Below are 16385 nucleotides of genomic sequence, written 5' to 3'. Positions count from 1 at the left end.
CAATCCTTTTTATGCCGTTCGTTTTTGAGGCTGTATGCCAACGTTTTCTCAGCGTCAAATTTTGCTGGTCATCAGCTGGGTCATCATTTTTGGCGGGCTGCTGCTGGTCCTGCCGCTACGGTTGCTGCCCAGCCTGCTCGCCGGGTTGCTGGTGTTCGAGCTGGTCAACATGCTCACCCCGCAACTGCAACGGCTGATCGAAGGCCGGCGTGCTCGCTGGCTGGCAGTGGCATTGCTGGGGACTCTAATTGTCAGCGTGCTGTCGCTGATCTTTGCCGGTGCCATCAGCTTCCTGCTGCACGAGGCTGAAAACCCCGGCGCTTCCCTCGACAAGTTCATGGGGGTGGTCGACCGCGCGCGCGGGCAACTGCCGCCGTTCATCGACGCCTATCTACCGGCCAGTGCCGCTGAATTTCGCGTGGCGATTGGCGAATGGGTCAGCAAGCACCTCAGCGAGTTGCAACTGGTGGGCAAGGACGCGGCGCACATGTTCGTGACCTTGCTGATCGGCATGGTGCTGGGCGCGATCATTGCCTTGCAGCGCGTGCCGGACCTGACCAAACGCAAACCGCTGGCTGCCGCCCTGTTCGATCGTCTGCACCTGCTGGTCCAGGCGTTTCGCAACATCGTGTTCGCCCAGATCAAGATTTCCCTGCTCAACACCTTCTTCACCGGGATTTTCCTGGCGGTGATCCTGCCGCTGTTCGGTATCAAGCTGCCGCTGACCAAAACCCTGATCGTGCTGACGTTCCTGCTAGGCCTGCTGCCGGTGATCGGCAACCTGATGTCGAACACTCTGATCACTATCGTCGGTTTGTCGTTGTCGATCTGGGTCGCGGTCGCGGCGCTCGGTTACCTGATTTTTATCCACAAGCTGGAATACTTCCTCAACGCGCGCATCGTCGGCGGGCAGATCAGTGCCAAGTCGTGGGAGTTGCTGCTGGCAATGCTGGTGTTCGAGGCCGCGTTCGGCCTGCCGGGGGTGGTGGCGGGGCCGATTTACTACGCGTATCTGAAGAGCGAGTTGAAGCAGGTGGGGATGGTTTGACCGGGCAGATGTATTGCCTGGAATGCCCTCATCGCGAGCAAGCTCGCTCCCACATTCAACCAAGTTCCTCCAGATGGAATACGGTCAAATGTGGGAGCGGGCTTGCTCGCGAAGGGCGCGCCAAAGATTTTGGATCAGTCCATCGACCCGTAACGTTTGGCTGCTTCAATCGCCAGACCGCTACCGATACTGCCAAAGATGTTCCCTTCCACATGCCGCGCCTTCGGCAGCATCGCCGAGACGCTGTTGCGCAGCGCCGGAATTCCGCTCGAACCGCCGGTGAAGAACACCGTATCGACCTGGTCAACCCGCACATCGGCGTCTGCCAGCAGTTGGGTGACGCTGTTGCGTACGCGCTCCAGCAGGCTGTCGATGGCTGACTCGAACAGCGCACGGCTCAGGTCCACGCTCAGGCCCGCTTCAATGCGGTCCAGTGGCACGTGGCGATTGTCGGCGTGGGTCAGCTGGATCTTGGTTTCTTCCACTTCCATGGCCAGCCAGTGCCCGGCGCGCTGTTCGATCAGCTTGAACAGGCGATCGATGCCGCCAGTGTCTTCGATGTCGTAGCGCATGCTGCCCAGGGCCAGTTGCGATTTCTGCGAGTACACCGAGTTGATGGTGTGCCAGGTCGCCAGGTTCATGTGGTGACTGGTCGGCATGTAGGCGCCGCTCTTCATGCGGCTGCCGTAGCCGAACAGCGGCATCAGGCCTTGCAGGCTGAGCTGTTTGTCGAAGTCGGTTCCGCCGATGTGCACACCGCCGGTGGCGAGGATATCCTCGTGGCGGTTATCCACACCCCGACGCTCCGGCGACAGGCGCACCAGGGAGAAGTCGGAGGTACCACCGCCGATGTCCACAATCAGGACAAGCTCTTCTTTCTCGATGGTCGACTCATAGTCGAACGCGGCGGCAATCGGCTCGTACTGGAACGAGACTTCCTTGAAACCGATCTTGCGCGCCACGTCTACCAGGGTGTCTTCGGCTTCCTTGTCGGCCATCGGGTCATCGTCGACAAAAAACACCGGGCGGCCCAGCACCACTTCTTCGAATTCCCGACCGGCGGACGCTTCGGCGCGGCTCTTGAGCTGGCCGATGAACAGCCCGAGCAGGTCCTTGAACGGCATCGCCGTGCCGAGGACGCTGGTGTCGTGCTTGATCAGCTTGGAACCCAGCAGGCTCTTGAGCGAGCGCATCAGGCGGCCTTCATAACCTTCCAGGTACTCGTGCAGCGCCAGCCGGCCGTACACCGGGCGACGTTCTTCGATATTGAAGAAGACCACCGACGGCAGGGTGATCTTGTCGTCCTCCAGCGCGATCAGCGTTTCCACGCCGGGGCGCAGCCAGCCGACGGTGGAGTTGGACGTGCCAAAGTCGATTCCCAAGGCACGGGCTGGAGATGCGTTGTTCATGTCTTTCAGGTTCCGGTTAAAAAACGGCCGCGCAGTGTATGTCAGAGCGCGCCAGATTCGAAGGCCGGTTATCTGCTAATTCTTCGCAAACAGTGCCTTGAAAGATGGGGCTTCCCCCCCAAACTACCCTGCATCAACCGGACAGCCGCGGGAGTGCTCGCAAGAAGCCCCGCCTGCTGCCGATAAACTTCTGCCGCGCCGCCCGGTCACAAACTTGAGATCGGTCAAACCAATGGCTGCAAACAAGCGCATGCTGTGGCCCGTGGCGCGATTTGATAACGGATGGTGATTCCCGCGATGGACTTCAAAGACTATTACAAGATTCTCGGTGTGGAGCCGACCGCAGACGATAAGGCGATCAAGGCCGCCTATCGCAAGCTGGCGCGCAAATACCACCCTGACGTCAGCAAGGAAAAGGATGCCGAGGCCAAATTCAAGGACGCTTCGGAAGCCTATGAAGCGCTGAAAAGCGCCGATAAACGCGCCGAATACGATGAGTTGCGCCGCTATGGCCAGCACGGCCAACCGTTCCAGGGACCACCAGGCTGGCAAAGCCGTGGCGGTTTCGGTGGTGGCGGTCAGGACACGGGCGATTTCTCGGACTTTTTCAGTTCGATCTTCGGCAACCGTGGGCCAGGCTTTGGTGGTGGACAGTCGCGTCGCAGCACAGGACGTCGAGGGCAGGACGTGGAAATGGAACTTGGGATTTTTCTCGAAGAAACACTGTCGACCGAGTCGAAGAAGGTCACCTTCCAGGTGCCGCAGTACAACGCGGCCGGCCAGCATGTGAGCAACACCAGCAAGAGCCTGAACGTGAAGATCCCCGCCGGTGTGAGCGACGGCGAGCGCATTCGCCTCAAGGGGCAGGGCGCTCCGGGCGTGGGTGGCGGCGCCAATGGCGACCTGTACCTGACGATCCGTTTTGCACCGCACCCGAAGTTCGACGTCGAAGGCGAGAACCTGATCATCACCTTGCCACTGGCACCGTGGGAGCTGGCGCTGGGCGCTGAAGTCGCCGTGCCGACCCTGACCGGCAAGATCAACCTCAAGGTGCCGGCCGGCAGCCAGAACGGCCAGCGCATGCGCGCCAAGGGCCATGGCCTGATGAACAAGGCCGGTGAGCGCGGTTACCTGTTCGTGCAACTGAAGGCCGTGATGCCGAAGAAATCCGACGATGACATCAAGGCCCTGTGGCAGGAGCTGGCGAAAAAAGCCGCGTTCGACCCGCGAGAGCACTTTTGATCCCTTAGAACCAAGGAGTCACTGACAATGAGCAGTCCCCTGATCGTTCAACTGGACATGGCAGAATTCTGTGAGGCGACCGAGCTGTCGGACGCCTACGTGATCGAAATCGTCGAGCACGGCATCCTCGAACCTCAGGGCACTCAGCCCAAGGACTGGGTTTTCAACGACTACGAGCTGACCCTGGCCAAGCGCGCCGCCAAGCTGCGGCGCGACCTTGACCTGGAATGGGAAGGCGTCGCCCTGGCGCTGGACCTGCTCGAAGAAGTGCAGCAGCTGCGGGCCGAGAACCGCATGCTCAAGCAGCGGTTGGGGCGGTTGTTGGTGGAGTAGTCGTTCAGGTATTTCTTTGCTGTCTGTTCGGACGCTATCGTCGGAACGCCGCCCGGAGCAAGCTCGCTCCCACATTGGTTTGTGTCGTGATGAAAGTCCCCTGTGGGAGCGAGCTTGCTCGCGATGAACGATAACGCGGTATTACGGCATTACATCTTCCTCGGCAACACCACGGTAAACGTCGTGCCATCGCTCTCATTGGAGCTGACTTCAATCGTTCCCCGATGGGCGTCGACCACTTCCTTGACGATAAACAGCCCCAATCCGAGGCTGGTAGTGGGCTCGCCGAGTTCTTCGCTGGCGCTGCGCACCAGCGGGTCGAAAATCGTCGGGATCGCGTCGACGGGAATCGGGATGCCGTCGTTGTGCACCGTCAGCCGAACGCTGTCGGCCTCGCCCTTGAGGGTCAAGGTCACTTCACGTTTGCTCGAGCCATGCTGCAAGGCATTGCCGATCAGGTTTTGCAGCATCTGATCGAGCCTGCGTGGGTCCCAGGTACCGTGGGTGTCACCCTGTACAGTCAGGATCGGATCGCACTCCGGTTGACCGGCACAAGCCCGCGCAATCGCTTCGTGCACCGCTTCGGCCAGGTCCATGGGCGCCGGTTCGATCGGCAGGTGCTTGCCCAGGCGACTGCGCACCAGTTCCAGCAAATCCCTGACCATCACCGCGAGGTGCCCGGTACTGTGCTGGATATTGATCGCGCACCTGAGCGCATCACCTTCGAGCGCGGCTTTGCGCAGCAGAATTTCGGTGGACATGCTCACCGCCTGCAGGGGAGCGCGCAGGTCATGACCGAGGATCGCGAGGAAAATGTCCCGGGAGCGGTTGACCATTTCGGCATAGGCGGCGGTGGATTCGGCCTGGGCCTCGTCGATGGCTTCGTTGAAACGGATCATGTCCTGGAAGTAGGCCAGGTCAGGCGATTGCAGGCTGTTGACCCACAGGCGGATGACGCAGGCGCGCAAATGACGGAATTCACTGGTCATCTGCACCAGATCAAAACCCACGGTATGGCGCAACTCGCCATGGCTGGCACCGGCCTCGTCGAGGCTCGGGGTTTTCTCCGGACCTTCGCCGCGCGCCTTGGCCGCTTGTTCGGAGGGTGACTGGGGCTTGCACATGTCCCGGGCTGCGGCCAGCAGTATCGACCGGGCATGGTCACGCAAGGCGGCGCTGTCCATGGACTCGGCGGCCGGGGTGATGGATGTGGCGAACTGCTCCCACTCATCGACGATGCGATCAACGTGTAGCACGATGAATTCGGAAAGACGCATGGCGGTTACCTGAGCATGAATCGGGGACAGCGGATCGAATATTAGTCCCTTTGGCGGAAAAAACACGACCGCTCATGCACAGGCACGATGGCGGATTATCGGGCGGTATTTATGTATTGAAGGCGACTTGATTTTCGATCCGTCCGGACGCTTTCGCGGTGCTTGTCAAACAGTTATTTGGACTTTTGTTTCAAGCGCTGGGGAATAAGCTGTTGGTTCTTTTTCTTGTCTGAAGTGATCGACCGATGCCTGACTTGCATGGAAGCAACTCGATGGAACCCACCGAAACATCTCCCGCCGATAACACCGGCATTCATTACCAACGCGTGCTGGGCGTGATACCGGACGCTATCAAAAATGCCTCGCCAGCGAGGTTGAAAACCCTTGAAACCCTCCAGCCCCCGATACCCGAATGGTATGGACGCGCACGGGAAATGGACCGCCAATACCTCAAGCAACTGATCGATGAGCGCTGGCGCCTGCAAGGCGTACTGGACAAGACCCTGGGGAACTTGCAACAGGACATCGATGCCTTCGCCGAACCGCTGCTCGACGCGTTATTGCAGTCCAGATTCAATACCACCGAAAAAGCCAGGGATCTGTGCGTCGAACTTGAAGTGCCGGCCCCGATTGCCCTTGTCATCGATAACGGCGCCACGCGTGTGAGCAAATCCACTTTGCTGGAAGCGACGCTGCACAACTTCGAGGCGGCTGAAGCCACTGAAGGCGCATGGCGTAGCGGCTCGAGCGTTTACCGCAAGGGGCAGGCCGGCGCGCTTGAACCCATGCCGCAAATACCCGTGGCCGGGTTTGCAGCGCTGTGCCGGGAGCTGGACATTGGCGCGAAATACCAGCAACACATCAAATCCATCCTGCTGCCCGCCGCACCCCGGGCGCAGCAGAATGTGCAGCAGGATTCGATTGCGAGCGAAAAAGCGGCCTTTCATTTGGCCGCACTGATCGCCCGACTGAAGGGTGACATCAGCGATCACGCCTACGGCAAGCTGCTCGACATCCGCAATGATCGCGCCGGCGTCAGTCTGTATGGCCAGCCTTTGCTCTGCCATCGCCTGTCGCTCATGGGCTTCAGGATGACCGGCATCGTGTTGTTCAGCGCGGTCAGTGAGCCATCGCTGGCCAGGCAGGCTGTCGAGGCCTTGCCCCCCGACAGCCTGAAGTTCTGGCTCGACTGGTCGCAGCGGATTCCGCTGTTGCCGGGCAAGGAGTACGAGCAATACCAGCTGTTGCAGGCGTTCTTCGCCAATGGCCCGCAGGGCGTGATCGATGCGATGCTGCGCAAGGAGGACATTTATCAGCAGAGCCGTTTGTCCGGTCCGCTGATCGCCTACGTGCCGGATGATCCGGATCATCCGCTCAAGGAATATCCATCGCTGACCGCGTTCATGAAATCGCTGATCGGCCAGTTGCGCGATACCGAGTACCAGGCCTTTTTCAGCCGCTTCGTGGCACACAGGGACAAGGGCCGTTTTTTCGCCCGGGTCAAAGAGCGCCTCACCACCTTTACCTGGCATCAGCGCGAACCGCTGGACATGGAGCCATGGTGGCGTGAAACGGCGGTCGAAAATCCCGACGCCGAACCGATCACCAATCAGCTCGCCGGCGAACTGTGGCAGACGCTGTTTGTCGAGCGGCGCGACAAAGCCATCGCCGATGCCAGCCACATTGCCGTACCGACCGACGACGAGGATGCCCAGGCCCGTTTCAAGCGCCTGACCAGTTACCTGTCGATCGGCTGGAACCTCTTCAATTTCGCCGCGATGCTGGTGCCCGGCCTGGGTGAAGCCATGCTCGGCGTCATGGTCGCGCAAATGCTCGCCGAACTGGCGGAGGGCATCGAAGACTGGAGCAAGGGTGACAAGGAGGAGGCCTCGGCGTACCTCAACGGCGTATTGATCAACTTCGCGCAACTGGCACTCATGGGAGCCGGGCATGTCTTGCCAGGCGGTGTGCCGACGCCGATCAAGGTTTCGCCGTTCGTCGAGGGTCTCAAACCAGTGGAGGTAGCCGGCAAGCAGCGCTTGTGGAATCCGCAACTGAGTCCCTATGAGCATTCAGTGACCCTGCCGGTGGACGCGCCGATCAGCGACCACGGCCTGTACTCGCACCAGCAACAGGACTTCCTGCGGCTGGAGGATAAAACCTACAGCGTGAAACAGGACGCGGCGACCGGGCAGCATCGTTTGCTGCATCCGACCCGCGTCGATGCCTATCAACCCTTGCTGGAACACAACGGCGCCGGTAGCTGGAGGACCGAACTCGATCAGCCGCTGGAATGGGACAAAACCCGCTTGCTCAGACGCCTGGGGCCGCCGGCGCAGGAGCTTTCCGACGAGACCCTCGGGCAAGCACTGACCGTCAGCGGCGTGCACGAGAACGTGCTCAGGCGGTTGCACGTGGAACATGAAACCCCGCCGGTCATGCTGGTCGACACGCTCAAGCGTTTCAAGGCGCATGCCGATGCGGCGGCTTGTGCGCAACTCATCCTCGATGGTCGGATCGGTGAGGAGTGGGCCGCTTTCGTTGCGAAATTCATGACTGAATTGCCCGGATGGCCCGAGGGCAAAGCCATTGAAATCTTCGACCAGGCGGACGAGGCAAGCCCGTTGGTTAAAGAGGGGTACGCGGATGCGCAACCGGCGCAGACACTGAGAATCTCGCGCCAGGACCTTGTCGCCGGGAAATTGCCAGAGCGAGTCATCGATTTTCTTGATGAGCAGGAGCTGCGCGAGGTTCTGGGCCAATGGCTGGCCGGCGACAGAAAGGCGCGAATCGAAGCCATACGTGCGTTATTGGCCACGCAGGCGGGCAAATCCACCAGACGACTTTTCGACAGCCTGAATGCGCTTCGCGAGCGCTCGGACAACCCGTTGGTGCAGTTGCTCAAAAGAGATTATCCGCAGCTCTCCACCGGCATGGCTGAAGAGCTGATACAGCAGGTCCAACCCTCCGATCTGCGGCACCTCAGTGCAAAAAAGCGCGTGCCGCTGAAGCTGGCGCAACAGGCGCGGGAAGCTGAACGGCAAGTGCGCCTGACTCGGGCTTATGAGGGGCTTTACCTCGAGGAACTGCACACCCTCGACTGCGACCGGCTGGTCTTGCATACGCTTGAAATCTTGTCGGGCTGGCCAGCGGATCTGCGTCTGGAGATCCGTGAATATTCCGCCCAGGGTGCGTTGCTCGACAGCATCGGCGCGCAGAACGCGACACAGCGCAAGGTGCTGGTTGTCGGCGCCGATGGAAAGTATCAGGCGCGGGACGGGCTCGATCTGCATCTGCACGGTAACGACTCACTGTATGCCGGCATCCTGCACGCACTGCCTGATCAGGCGCGAGTGGCGCTGGGGTATGAGATCCATGACGCCGCAAAGCTGGAGGAAACGATCAAGGCGCAGCCCCTGGCCCGTGATCGGCTGGAACCAGTGCTATTGGAAAACCCGACCCTCAGGCCCGCTTACGATCCTGCCACCATGCGCTTGCGCGGCGGTATGCAAGGTTATGCGCAACAAGTGCCGCGCGGCATGGGGTTGCGGCGGCGCGCGCGCTCACTGTATCCGGGCTTCTCGCCCGAACAGGTCGAAGCGTTGCTGACGGGGTTTACACACAATGGCGGCTCAGTCGATCTACGGCTGACCGCGCGGGAGGCCGAGTTCAATCAGTTGAACCAGACATTGCGGCGCTGGGTGGATTCACCGACGACTTCTTTTCGCTTCAGCGCGGCGGGACGGGCCGAGTGGCAATCGCGCGAGCAGCTGTGCAAATTGATTCGGCAAAGCTGGCAGCGAACCGGCCCCGCAGGCTATGAGGCTCCGGGCGTGGTATTGCCCCAGGCGCTGGAACTGGACAGCTTCCCGATGATTCATCGACACCTGGCCAGCCTGCCGAAGCTTGAGGCCAATTTCGACCATGTCACCAGCCTGAGCCTGCGCAGCGCACAACTGCGTAACGAGCATCTGGCTTTTCTGAATTCGTACCGCCGTGTCAGGTACCTCAATCTGCAGGACAACCAGCTCACCGCCGTGCCGCCAGCGGTCAGCGAGATGCCTCATCTGGCTAATCTGTTCCTCAATGACAACCGCATTGAACTGGATGCCGTGGCGGTGGATCGCCTGAAAAAACTGACGCGCCTGCAATCTTTGGGGCTGCGTGGCAATCCGCTGAAACTCATCCCGGACATCAGCCGGATGCCACGCCTGCAAGTGTTGCTGCTAAATGGAACGGGGCTGGACAGTTGGCCCATCGGGCTGTTTGCCCAGTTGCGACCACGTAATATTTTTCTCGATTTGCGCAACAACCCAATCAGCCGCATCCCCGATGTTGCGCCCGGTTCGTTCCGTGCCGAGTTACTGGCAAGGACTCTGATCAGTCGCGAACCGCAATGGATCTCGGCGGACAACCTCGACACCCTCAAAATGTACATCGAATCGGTTGGCATGGACCCCGAACGTCCGTACCCGCCCCGAGGCACGGTGGACAGCGCGGACTGGTCGGCGGGTTTGACCGAGCGGCAATGGCAACTCAAACAGGAGAGCTGGAACGAGGTCGAGGATGAATTCGACTCGCTACCGTTCTTCAATGAAATCCGCAAACTCACGATGTCCGCTGACTTCAAGGCCGGGGGCGATTATCAGGTGGACCTGACGGCCAAGGTCTGGCGAATGATCGAGGCGATGGAGGTTGACAGTGAGCTGCGGGTGAAGCTGTTCACCGAAGCCGCCACACCCACCGAATGCGTGGATGGCGGGACGCAGTTGTTCAATGCCATGGGCATGCAGGTGTTGATCCATGAGGCCTATGCGTTGCAAAGCGTGGATCTGATCGAGGCGCAGTTGCTGGAGCTGGCATGTGGCAAGTCCCGGCTCGATGAACTCGGTGCAATCGCTCGCCAGCGGGTCGCGGCGCGCGTGGCGGCCGGCGAGCATTTTCGCAGGGTAGACCGCCTGGGGAATGTGACCGGCACCATCGACGAGGTCGAGGTGCATCTGGCGTACATGACCGATCTTGCCGAACGTCTCGACCTGCCATGGCAGGCGCGAGGCATGCAGTTCCGCAACATTGCCGGGGTCAGCAAAAAGATGATTGAAGCGGCGTTCGAGCGGATCGTCGCGCTGGAGGAGGGGGATTTGCTGGTGGAGCGGATTCTTGACCAACCGCTGTGGCGAACCTGGCTGGAGTCGACAAACAGCGAAGAGCTCAGCGGTTTGAAAAGAAGAATCGACGCCACCACCGAGTTGCAGGATGCCTTGCAGCGACGGGCCGAGGCAGTGGCACCGGCTGACCAGACCGCCGTAGAGCAGGAGATCAAGGCGCTTTGTCGCGAATTGGGCAAAAAGGAAGACGAGTACGCCGCAGATCTGCTGATGAGCGACGAGGCTTATACCCAAGCGCTGACTGAGATCGATCAGCAGGTCAGGCAGCGTCTTCTGACGCTTACTCGACAGGCGATGGATCGGGCCCGGTTGCCGCGATTGAAAATTTCTTCCGCTCAATAAGAACCGAAAAGGCCAAGGCCTCGACATAAGAGTGTGGGAAGTGTCTTCAGTTTCCGAGGGTTTTTCCTCGTGCGCAAAGCGCTTTCCTGCATCTTTAAACGCTTATCGACAGGCCTTGTTCAACCGCTCTCAAAGTTACTTCACGAAAGCTACAAAACCTTGTGCCATTGCCTACGGTTGCGCCAGAATCCGCCGGCTTGTGCACCTAGGGCCTGGCCTCTATCGTTTCCCTGCCACTGCCCATCGGTGGTCGGGTTTAGTCGCCCGCTGGTAATTGAAGTTGCACAAGCGTCCATCAGACAGGTGTTTTCTACCTGCATTTGATGGTGGCTGTGCGCAGGGCACCTTCGGGTGCGCCGGCTTCTTCAATTCCCCGGTCCGACTAACCTGCGTACAGCCGCCACCCCATTCGTTTAGTCGCGAAGTGGTGTCGGCATCACTTATGGAATTGAAGATCATGTTCAAGGTAACGCCAAACCCTCCGGAAACAGATCCGGCATCGCCCTACGAATCCCTCGACCATCACTTCCCACCTACCGAAAAAAAACCACCGAAACGCAAAGGCCAACTTTTCATCGTCTGCCCGGACGTCAACACCGAATCACTGCTGGCCAATGCTTCGCAAGATCTGCTGTCCATCAGTGCAATCGCCGCCGACCTCGCCGACCATGTGCAAGGCTCAAGCCGCTCCGTGGCCCTGGCACTCAGCCGCATGGCCGATGGCGTGCATTTGCTGGTGGATAAAGCGCTGGATCACCTGGATGAACCGGAAATGGCGGCAATAATCGCCAAACAAACCAACTGACGAAACCTGCGTTCGATTCTGTAGCAGCTGTCGAGCTTGCGAGGCGGCGTTCGGCTGCGAAGCAGTCGTAAAGTCAGACGAAGCGGTGTTTCAGATATACCTCGCACCCAGGTTTTACGACTGCTGCGCAGCCGAACGCCGCCTCGCAAGCTCGGCAGCTGCTACGGAGCCGTACGCAGGCAAACTCAGAACAGGAAATACCGCTGTGCCATCGGCAATACATCCGCCGGTTCACACCACAGCAACACACCATCGGCCTGGACCTGATAGGTCTGCGGATCGACATCGATATTCGGCAGGTAGTCGTTGTGGATCAGGTCGGTTTTCTGCACCTCGCGGCAACCTTTGACCACGGCGATTTTCTTCTTCAAACCCAGGGCCTCGGGAAGGCCGGCTTCCTGCGCGGCCTGGCTGATGAAGGTCAGGCTGGTGGCATGCAACGAGCCGCCGTAGCTTGCGAACATCGGGCGGTAATGCACCGGTTGCGGGGTCGGGATAGAGGCGTTGGCGTCGCCCATCAGGCTGGCCGCGATGGCGCCGCCCTTGAGAATCAGCGTCGGTTTCACGCCAAAAAACGCCGGACGCCACAGCACCAGGTCGGCCCATTTGCCGACTTCCACCGAGCCCACTTCGTGACTGATGCCATGGGTGATCGCCGGGTTGATGGTGTACTTGGCGATGTAGCGTTTGGCGCGAAAGTTGTCGTTGCCTTCGCCATCACCGGGCAAGGGGCCGCGCTGTTTTTTCATCTTGTCGGCGCTCTGCCAGGTGCGCGTGATGACTTCGCCGACCCGGCCCATGGCCTGGCTATCGGAGCTGATCATCGAGAACGCGCCGAGGTCGTGGAGGATGTCTTCGGCGGCAATCGTCTCGCGGCGGATGCGGCTTTCGGCGAAGGCCACGTCTTCGGCAATGCTCGGGTCCAGGTGGTGGCAGACCATCAGCATGTCGAGGTGTTCGTCAATGGTATTGCGGGTGAACGGCCGGGTCGGGTTGGTGGAACTCGGCAGTACGTTGGCAAAACCGCAGGCCTTGATGATGTCCGGTGCATGTCCGCCACCGGCACCTTCGGTGTGATAGGTGTGAATGGTGCGACCCTTGAAGGCGGCGAGGGTGGCCTCGACGAAACCGGACTCGTTGAGGGTGTCGGTGTGGATCGCCACCTGAACATCGTACTGATCCGCCACGCTCAGGCAGTTGTCGATGCTCGCCGGCGTGGTGCCCCAGTCCTCATGCAACTTGAGGCCGATGGCACCGGCCTTGACCTGTTCGATCAACGGCTCCGGCAGGCTGGCGTTACCCTTGCCGGTCAGGCCGATGTTCATCGGGAAGGCATCGGCGGCCTGGAGCATGCGCGCCAGGTGCCATGGTCCGGAGGTGCATGTGGTCGCATTGGTGCCGGTGGCTGGCCCGGTGCCGCCGCCGATCATGGTGGTGACGCCGCTCATCAACGCCTCTTCGATCTGCTGCGGGCAGATGAAGTGGATGTGGGTGTCGATACCGCCGGCAGTAAGGATCATGCCTTCGCCGGCGATGACTTCGGTGCTGGCGCCAATGGCGATGCTGACGTTGGGCTGGATGTCCGGGTTGCCGGCCTTGCCTATCGCGGCGATGCGCCCGTCCTTGAGACCGACGTCGGCCTTGACGATACCCCAGTGATCGATGATCAGCGCGTTGGTGATTACCGTGTCGACCACATCGGCCGCCAACAATTGGCTCTGGCCCTGACCGTCGCGGATCACTTTGCCGCCACCGAATTTCACTTCTTCGCCGTAGGTGGTGAAGTCCTGTTCCACTTCGATCCACAACTCGGTATCGGCCAGGCGCACCTTGTCACCGACGGTGGGACCGAACATGTCGGCGTAGGCTTGACGGGAAATCTTCATGTGTTCGCCTTGAGATTCAATTGAGTTTGAGGCTGTTCGCTTCGCCAACAGATTCGCGAGCAAGCCCGCTCCCACAGTTGCCCGCATTCCAACTGGAGGAACTCGGTCGAATGTGGGAGCGGGCTTGCTCGCGAAGGGGCCGGTGCAGACATCGCATTAATCAGAGATCGCCCATGATCCTGCCGGCAAAGCCGAACACCCGACGATGCCCCGCCAAATCCACCAACTCCACCTCGCGGCTCTGCCCCGGTTCGAAGCGCACCGCCGTACCGGCGGGGACGTTCAGGCGCATGCCGCGGCTGGCGGCGCGGTCGAACGTGAGCGCGTCGTTGGTTTCGAAAAAGTGGTAGTGCGAGCCGACCTGGATCGGCCGGTCGCCGCTGTTGGCCACCATCAGGCTGAGGGTGCGCCGGCCGACGTTGAGTTCGATCTCGCCGGGCTGGATCTGGTATTCACCGGGAATCATCAATGGGCTCCTTGGAGAATCTTGTAGTAGAGGGCAGTCGGCTTGTAGCGGCCGCTCGGGTCGCAGGCATAGTCGGGAATTTCGCCGGCGCGGGTGTAACCCAGCGCCTTGTAGAAGTCTTCGGCAGGAGAGCCCGCCTCGGTGTCGAGATAAAGCATGCCGCGCTTGTGCTGCAGGGCGGCCTGCTCAAGCGCAGTCATCAATTGTTGGCCGAGACCGCGACGTCGCGCCTGTTCGCGCACCAACAGCTTTTGCACCTCGGCACGGTTCAGCCCGTTGGCTTTCTGGCACAGCGTCAGTTGCACGCTGGCCAGCACCTGTTCGTCCTTGACCACCACCCACAGCAACACATTGCCCTTGTTCAGGTTCTCCTGAACTTCATCAAAATACGCGCGGGCCTGGGTGGCATCGAGGTCGGCCATGAAGCCGACACTGGCGCCATAGCCGACGGCATCGAGCAGCAGGTCGATCAATCCCTGACGATAGTGCGCAAAGCTTTCAACGTTGACGCGTCGCAGTTGGGCGGGGTTCATCGGGTATCACTCCTTGCTGGCGCTCGGCGGTTGCGCGCCAGGATTGAGGGTCAGTTGCATGAAGGTCAGGTCCAGCCAGCGACCGAACTTGGTGCCGACCTGGGGCATTTGCCCGGTGGTCACGAAGCCGATGCGCTCATGCAAGCGAATGGATGCGGCGTTACCGCTTTCGATGGCGGCGACCATCACGTGCTTGCCGCAGCCTTTGGCGCGCTCGATCAGTGCTTCCATCAGTTGCGGGCCGAGGCCATTGCCACGCTGGTCGCTGCGCACGTAGACCGAATGCTCGACGGTGTGGCGGAAACCGTCGAACGGTCGCCAGTCGCCGAACGAGGCGTACCCGAGCACCGAGTTGTCGGCATCGACAATCACCAGAATCGGATAACTCTGGGATTGCCGGGCGCTGAACCAGGCCTGGCGGTTTTCGAGGTCGACCGCTTGCTCGTTCCAGATCGCCGTGGTGTTGAGCACCGCGTCGTTGTAGATGTCGCGAATGGCCGGCAGATCGGCATGCACGGCATCGCGAATGTGGTAAGTCATGGCGCGACCTCAGGCGATGGGTTGGTGGACGGTGACCAGTTTGGTGCCGTCGGGGAAGGTGGCCTCGACCTGGATTTCCGGGATCATTTCCGGGATGCCTTCCATCACCTGTTCGCGGGTCAGCAGGGTGGTGCCCAGGTGCATCAGGTCGGCCACGGTCTGGCCGTCGCGGGCGCCTTCAAGCAGCGCGGCGGAGATGTAGGCCATGGCCTCCGGGTAATTGAGCTTCACACCGCGAGCCAAACGCCGTTCGGCCACCAGGCCGGCAGTGAAGATCAGCAGCTTGTCTTTTTCGCGTGGGGTCAGGTCCATCGTAGACATCCATAATCGGCAGTTAAAAGGTGTTGGATTTGTAAATACAAATCCCCTGTAGGAGCGAGCCTGCTCGCGATGGCGTCGGCACAGTCAACATTCATGGCGCCTGACACACCGCAATCGCGAGCAAGCTCGCTCCCACAAAAAAGCAATTCAGGTGCTCCATATTCTGGGTGATACGGCCTCGCGACCCAGAAGGGCAGGACGTAACAACTTCCAAAGTTCAATCAGCCATCCCCGCGCCAACAACGCTTCACTGGCCAGACACCGTGCAACCAGCAACCCAGGCAGTTGGGTCAGATCCCCGCGCACGTCGTTGGGCAGCGAGCGGCAGGTTTCCAGCAAGTCGCCATCGATTTCCTCGGTCACCAACAATGTCGCAAACACCGGCTGCCCATCCAGCCCGATGGGCGAATCAAGCAAACCGTCCGCCCCGACAATGCGCTGGCGCTCATGCCAGAGCAACTGACCGTTGCGACGGATATCCAGTTGCGCCTGGAAGTGTCCAAGGTCGAAGCGCTCGCCACTGGCCGGACGCCCCAGGGCCACGACGTCCCAGTAGAACAGCCGCGCATCGCCTTCAAGGTCAATAGTGGTGCTGAGTTCAGCCTGGGCAGCGCTGAAAATGATCGTCTCCTGGGGTAGCCATTCCAGTGTCGCACCGGCCGCCACCTTCAACTTTAGTTGCTGCCGGGCGGGGCCGGCGGCGCGATACCACTTGGCCGCACCGGGGCTGGTGATCTGTGCCCAGGCATCGCGTTCGACGCTGGCCGAGATGTCCAGCCGATCACCGCCGGCAATCCCGCCGGGTGGGTGGACGATGATGTGCTGGCAGACTTCCGGTCCTTCGGCATACAGGTGTTTTTGTACCCGCAGCGGACCTTTATGCCGGCGCAGAACCGGGCGCGAGGTCTCGCCGAACCGGGCATAACCCAGTTCGAGCTCGGCATGCCAACTGGGCGTGAACAAAAGGGAGGCAGGTAGATTCATGGTTTCTAATTATCGTTAGGATGCTACAGAT

General features: G+C 60.4%; 13 protein-coding genes. 5 read left to right on the top strand and 8 right to left on the bottom strand.

Translation table 11 applies throughout. The features are described 5' to 3' along the window. Nucleotides 1-34: 34 nt before the first annotated feature. The gene (locus AB4Z35_RS02785; RefSeq protein WP_442095953.1) at nucleotides 35-1048 is read left to right on the top strand and encodes an AI-2E family transporter; all 1014 of its coding nucleotides are present in this window, start codon (nucleotides 35-37) and stop codon (nucleotides 1046-1048) included. A gap of 134 nt (nucleotides 1049-1182) precedes the next feature. On the opposite strand, the gene AB4Z35_RS02780 is transcribed toward AB4Z35_RS02785, so the two are convergent. Beyond that, on the bottom strand, nucleotides 1183-2457 hold the full coding sequence (locus AB4Z35_RS02780) for an Hsp70 family protein (RefSeq protein WP_008001051.1): 1275 nt from the start codon (nucleotides 2455-2457) through the stop codon (nucleotides 1183-1185). A gap of 297 nt (nucleotides 2458-2754) precedes the next feature. On the opposite strand from AB4Z35_RS02780, the gene AB4Z35_RS02775 reads away from it, so the two are divergent. Together AB4Z35_RS02775 and AB4Z35_RS02770 are read left to right on the top strand one after the other, a co-directional pair. Further along, complete coding sequence (locus AB4Z35_RS02775; RefSeq protein WP_442095952.1) at nucleotides 2755-3699, top strand: DnaJ C-terminal domain-containing protein; 945 nt, start codon at nucleotides 2755-2757, stop codon at nucleotides 3697-3699. 27 nt (nucleotides 3700-3726) lie between these two features. Beyond that, the gene (locus AB4Z35_RS02770; protein ID WP_442095951.1) at nucleotides 3727-4032 is read left to right on the top strand and encodes a chaperone modulator CbpM; all 306 of its coding nucleotides are present in this window, start codon (nucleotides 3727-3729) and stop codon (nucleotides 4030-4032) included. 149 nt (nucleotides 4033-4181) lie between these two features. Here AB4Z35_RS02770 and AB4Z35_RS02765 read toward each other — a convergent pair whose 3' ends face one another. After that, nucleotides 4182-5309 (bottom strand): sensor histidine kinase, encoded by a 1128-nt coding sequence (locus AB4Z35_RS02765; RefSeq protein WP_442095950.1) that lies wholly within the window; start codon nucleotides 5307-5309, stop codon nucleotides 4182-4184. A 245-nt stretch (nucleotides 5310-5554) separates the two neighbouring features. On the opposite strand from AB4Z35_RS02765, the gene AB4Z35_RS02760 reads away from it, so the two are divergent. Continuing rightward, entirely contained in the window at nucleotides 5555-10819 is a 5265-nt protein-coding gene (locus AB4Z35_RS02760) for a dermonecrotic toxin domain-containing protein (RefSeq protein ID WP_442095949.1), read from the top strand. 457 nt (nucleotides 10820-11276) lie between these two features. Next, nucleotides 11277-11624: a DUF6124 family protein gene (locus AB4Z35_RS02755; RefSeq protein ID WP_442095948.1), complete on the top strand. Its 348-nt coding sequence runs from the start codon at nucleotides 11277-11279 to the stop codon at nucleotides 11622-11624. 185 nt (nucleotides 11625-11809) lie between these two features. On the opposite strand, the gene ureC is transcribed toward AB4Z35_RS02755, so the two are convergent. The 6 genes from ureC to AB4Z35_RS02725 form a co-directional block, all read right to left on the bottom strand. Next, on the bottom strand, nucleotides 11810-13510 hold the full coding sequence (gene ureC / locus AB4Z35_RS02750) for an urease subunit alpha (protein WP_442095947.1): 1701 nt from the start codon (nucleotides 13508-13510) through the stop codon (nucleotides 11810-11812). 160 nt (nucleotides 13511-13670) lie between these two features. Continuing rightward, complete coding sequence (locus tag AB4Z35_RS02745) at nucleotides 13671-13976, bottom strand: urease subunit beta (protein ID WP_007999385.1); 306 nt, start codon at nucleotides 13974-13976, stop codon at nucleotides 13671-13673. Next, a complete protein-coding gene (locus AB4Z35_RS02740; RefSeq protein ID WP_007990854.1) occupies nucleotides 13976-14509 on the bottom strand; it encodes a GNAT family N-acetyltransferase in 534 nt (177 codons plus the stop codon). The genes AB4Z35_RS02745 and AB4Z35_RS02740 overlap by 1 nt, the downstream gene beginning before the upstream one ends. Before the next feature lie 6 nt (nucleotides 14510-14515). Further along, nucleotides 14516-15049 (bottom strand): GNAT family N-acetyltransferase, encoded by a 534-nt coding sequence (locus AB4Z35_RS02735; protein WP_442095946.1) that lies wholly within the window; start codon nucleotides 15047-15049, stop codon nucleotides 14516-14518. A gap of 9 nt (nucleotides 15050-15058) precedes the next feature. Continuing rightward, nucleotides 15059-15361: an urease subunit gamma gene (locus tag AB4Z35_RS02730; protein WP_007999380.1), complete on the bottom strand. Its 303-nt coding sequence runs from the start codon at nucleotides 15359-15361 to the stop codon at nucleotides 15059-15061. Nucleotides 15362-15517: 156 nt separating this feature from the next. Then, nucleotides 15518-16354, bottom strand: a complete 837-nt coding sequence (locus tag AB4Z35_RS02725) for an urease accessory protein UreD (RefSeq protein WP_442095945.1) — start codon at nucleotides 16352-16354, stop codon at nucleotides 15518-15520. Nucleotides 16355-16385 lie beyond the last annotated feature (31 nt).

Source organism: Pseudomonas sp. KB_15, assembly GCF_052114525.1.
Taxonomy (GTDB): Bacteria; Pseudomonadota; Gammaproteobacteria; order Pseudomonadales; family Pseudomonadaceae; genus Aquipseudomonas.
The sequence above is the reverse complement of the archived record's forward strand: the minus strand, read 5'-3'. Positions and strand labels throughout refer to the sequence as shown.

Coding starts and splice junctions, on each gene's coding strand:
- AB4Z35_RS02785 (WP_442095953.1), top strand. CDS start 35: ATGCCAACGTTTTCTCAGCGTCAAATTTTGCTGGTCATCAGCTGGGTC.
- AB4Z35_RS02780 (WP_008001051.1), bottom strand. CDS start 2,457: ATGAACAACGCATCTCCAGCCCGTGCCTTGGGAATCGACTTTGGCACG.
- AB4Z35_RS02775 (WP_442095952.1), top strand. CDS start 2,755: ATGGACTTCAAAGACTATTACAAGATTCTCGGTGTGGAGCCGACCGCA.
- AB4Z35_RS02770 (WP_442095951.1), top strand. CDS start 3,727: ATGAGCAGTCCCCTGATCGTTCAACTGGACATGGCAGAATTCTGTGAG.
- AB4Z35_RS02765 (WP_442095950.1), bottom strand. CDS start 5,309: ATGCGTCTTTCCGAATTCATCGTGCTACACGTTGATCGCATCGTCGAT.
- AB4Z35_RS02760 (WP_442095949.1), top strand. CDS start 5,555: ATGCCTGACTTGCATGGAAGCAACTCGATGGAACCCACCGAAACATCT.
- AB4Z35_RS02755 (WP_442095948.1), top strand. CDS start 11,277: ATGTTCAAGGTAACGCCAAACCCTCCGGAAACAGATCCGGCATCGCCC.
- ureC (WP_442095947.1), bottom strand. CDS start 13,510: ATGAAGATTTCCCGTCAAGCCTACGCCGACATGTTCGGTCCCACCGTC.
- AB4Z35_RS02745 (WP_007999385.1), bottom strand. CDS start 13,976: ATGATTCCCGGTGAATACCAGATCCAGCCCGGCGAGATCGAACTCAAC.
- AB4Z35_RS02740 (WP_007990854.1), bottom strand. CDS start 14,509: ATGAACCCCGCCCAACTGCGACGCGTCAACGTTGAAAGCTTTGCGCAC.
- AB4Z35_RS02735 (WP_442095946.1), bottom strand. CDS start 15,049: ATGACTTACCACATTCGCGATGCCGTGCATGCCGATCTGCCGGCCATT.
- AB4Z35_RS02730 (WP_007999380.1), bottom strand. CDS start 15,361: ATGGACCTGACCCCACGCGAAAAAGACAAGCTGCTGATCTTCACTGCC.
- AB4Z35_RS02725 (WP_442095945.1), bottom strand. CDS start 16,354: ATGAATCTACCTGCCTCCCTTTTGTTCACGCCCAGTTGGCATGCCGAG.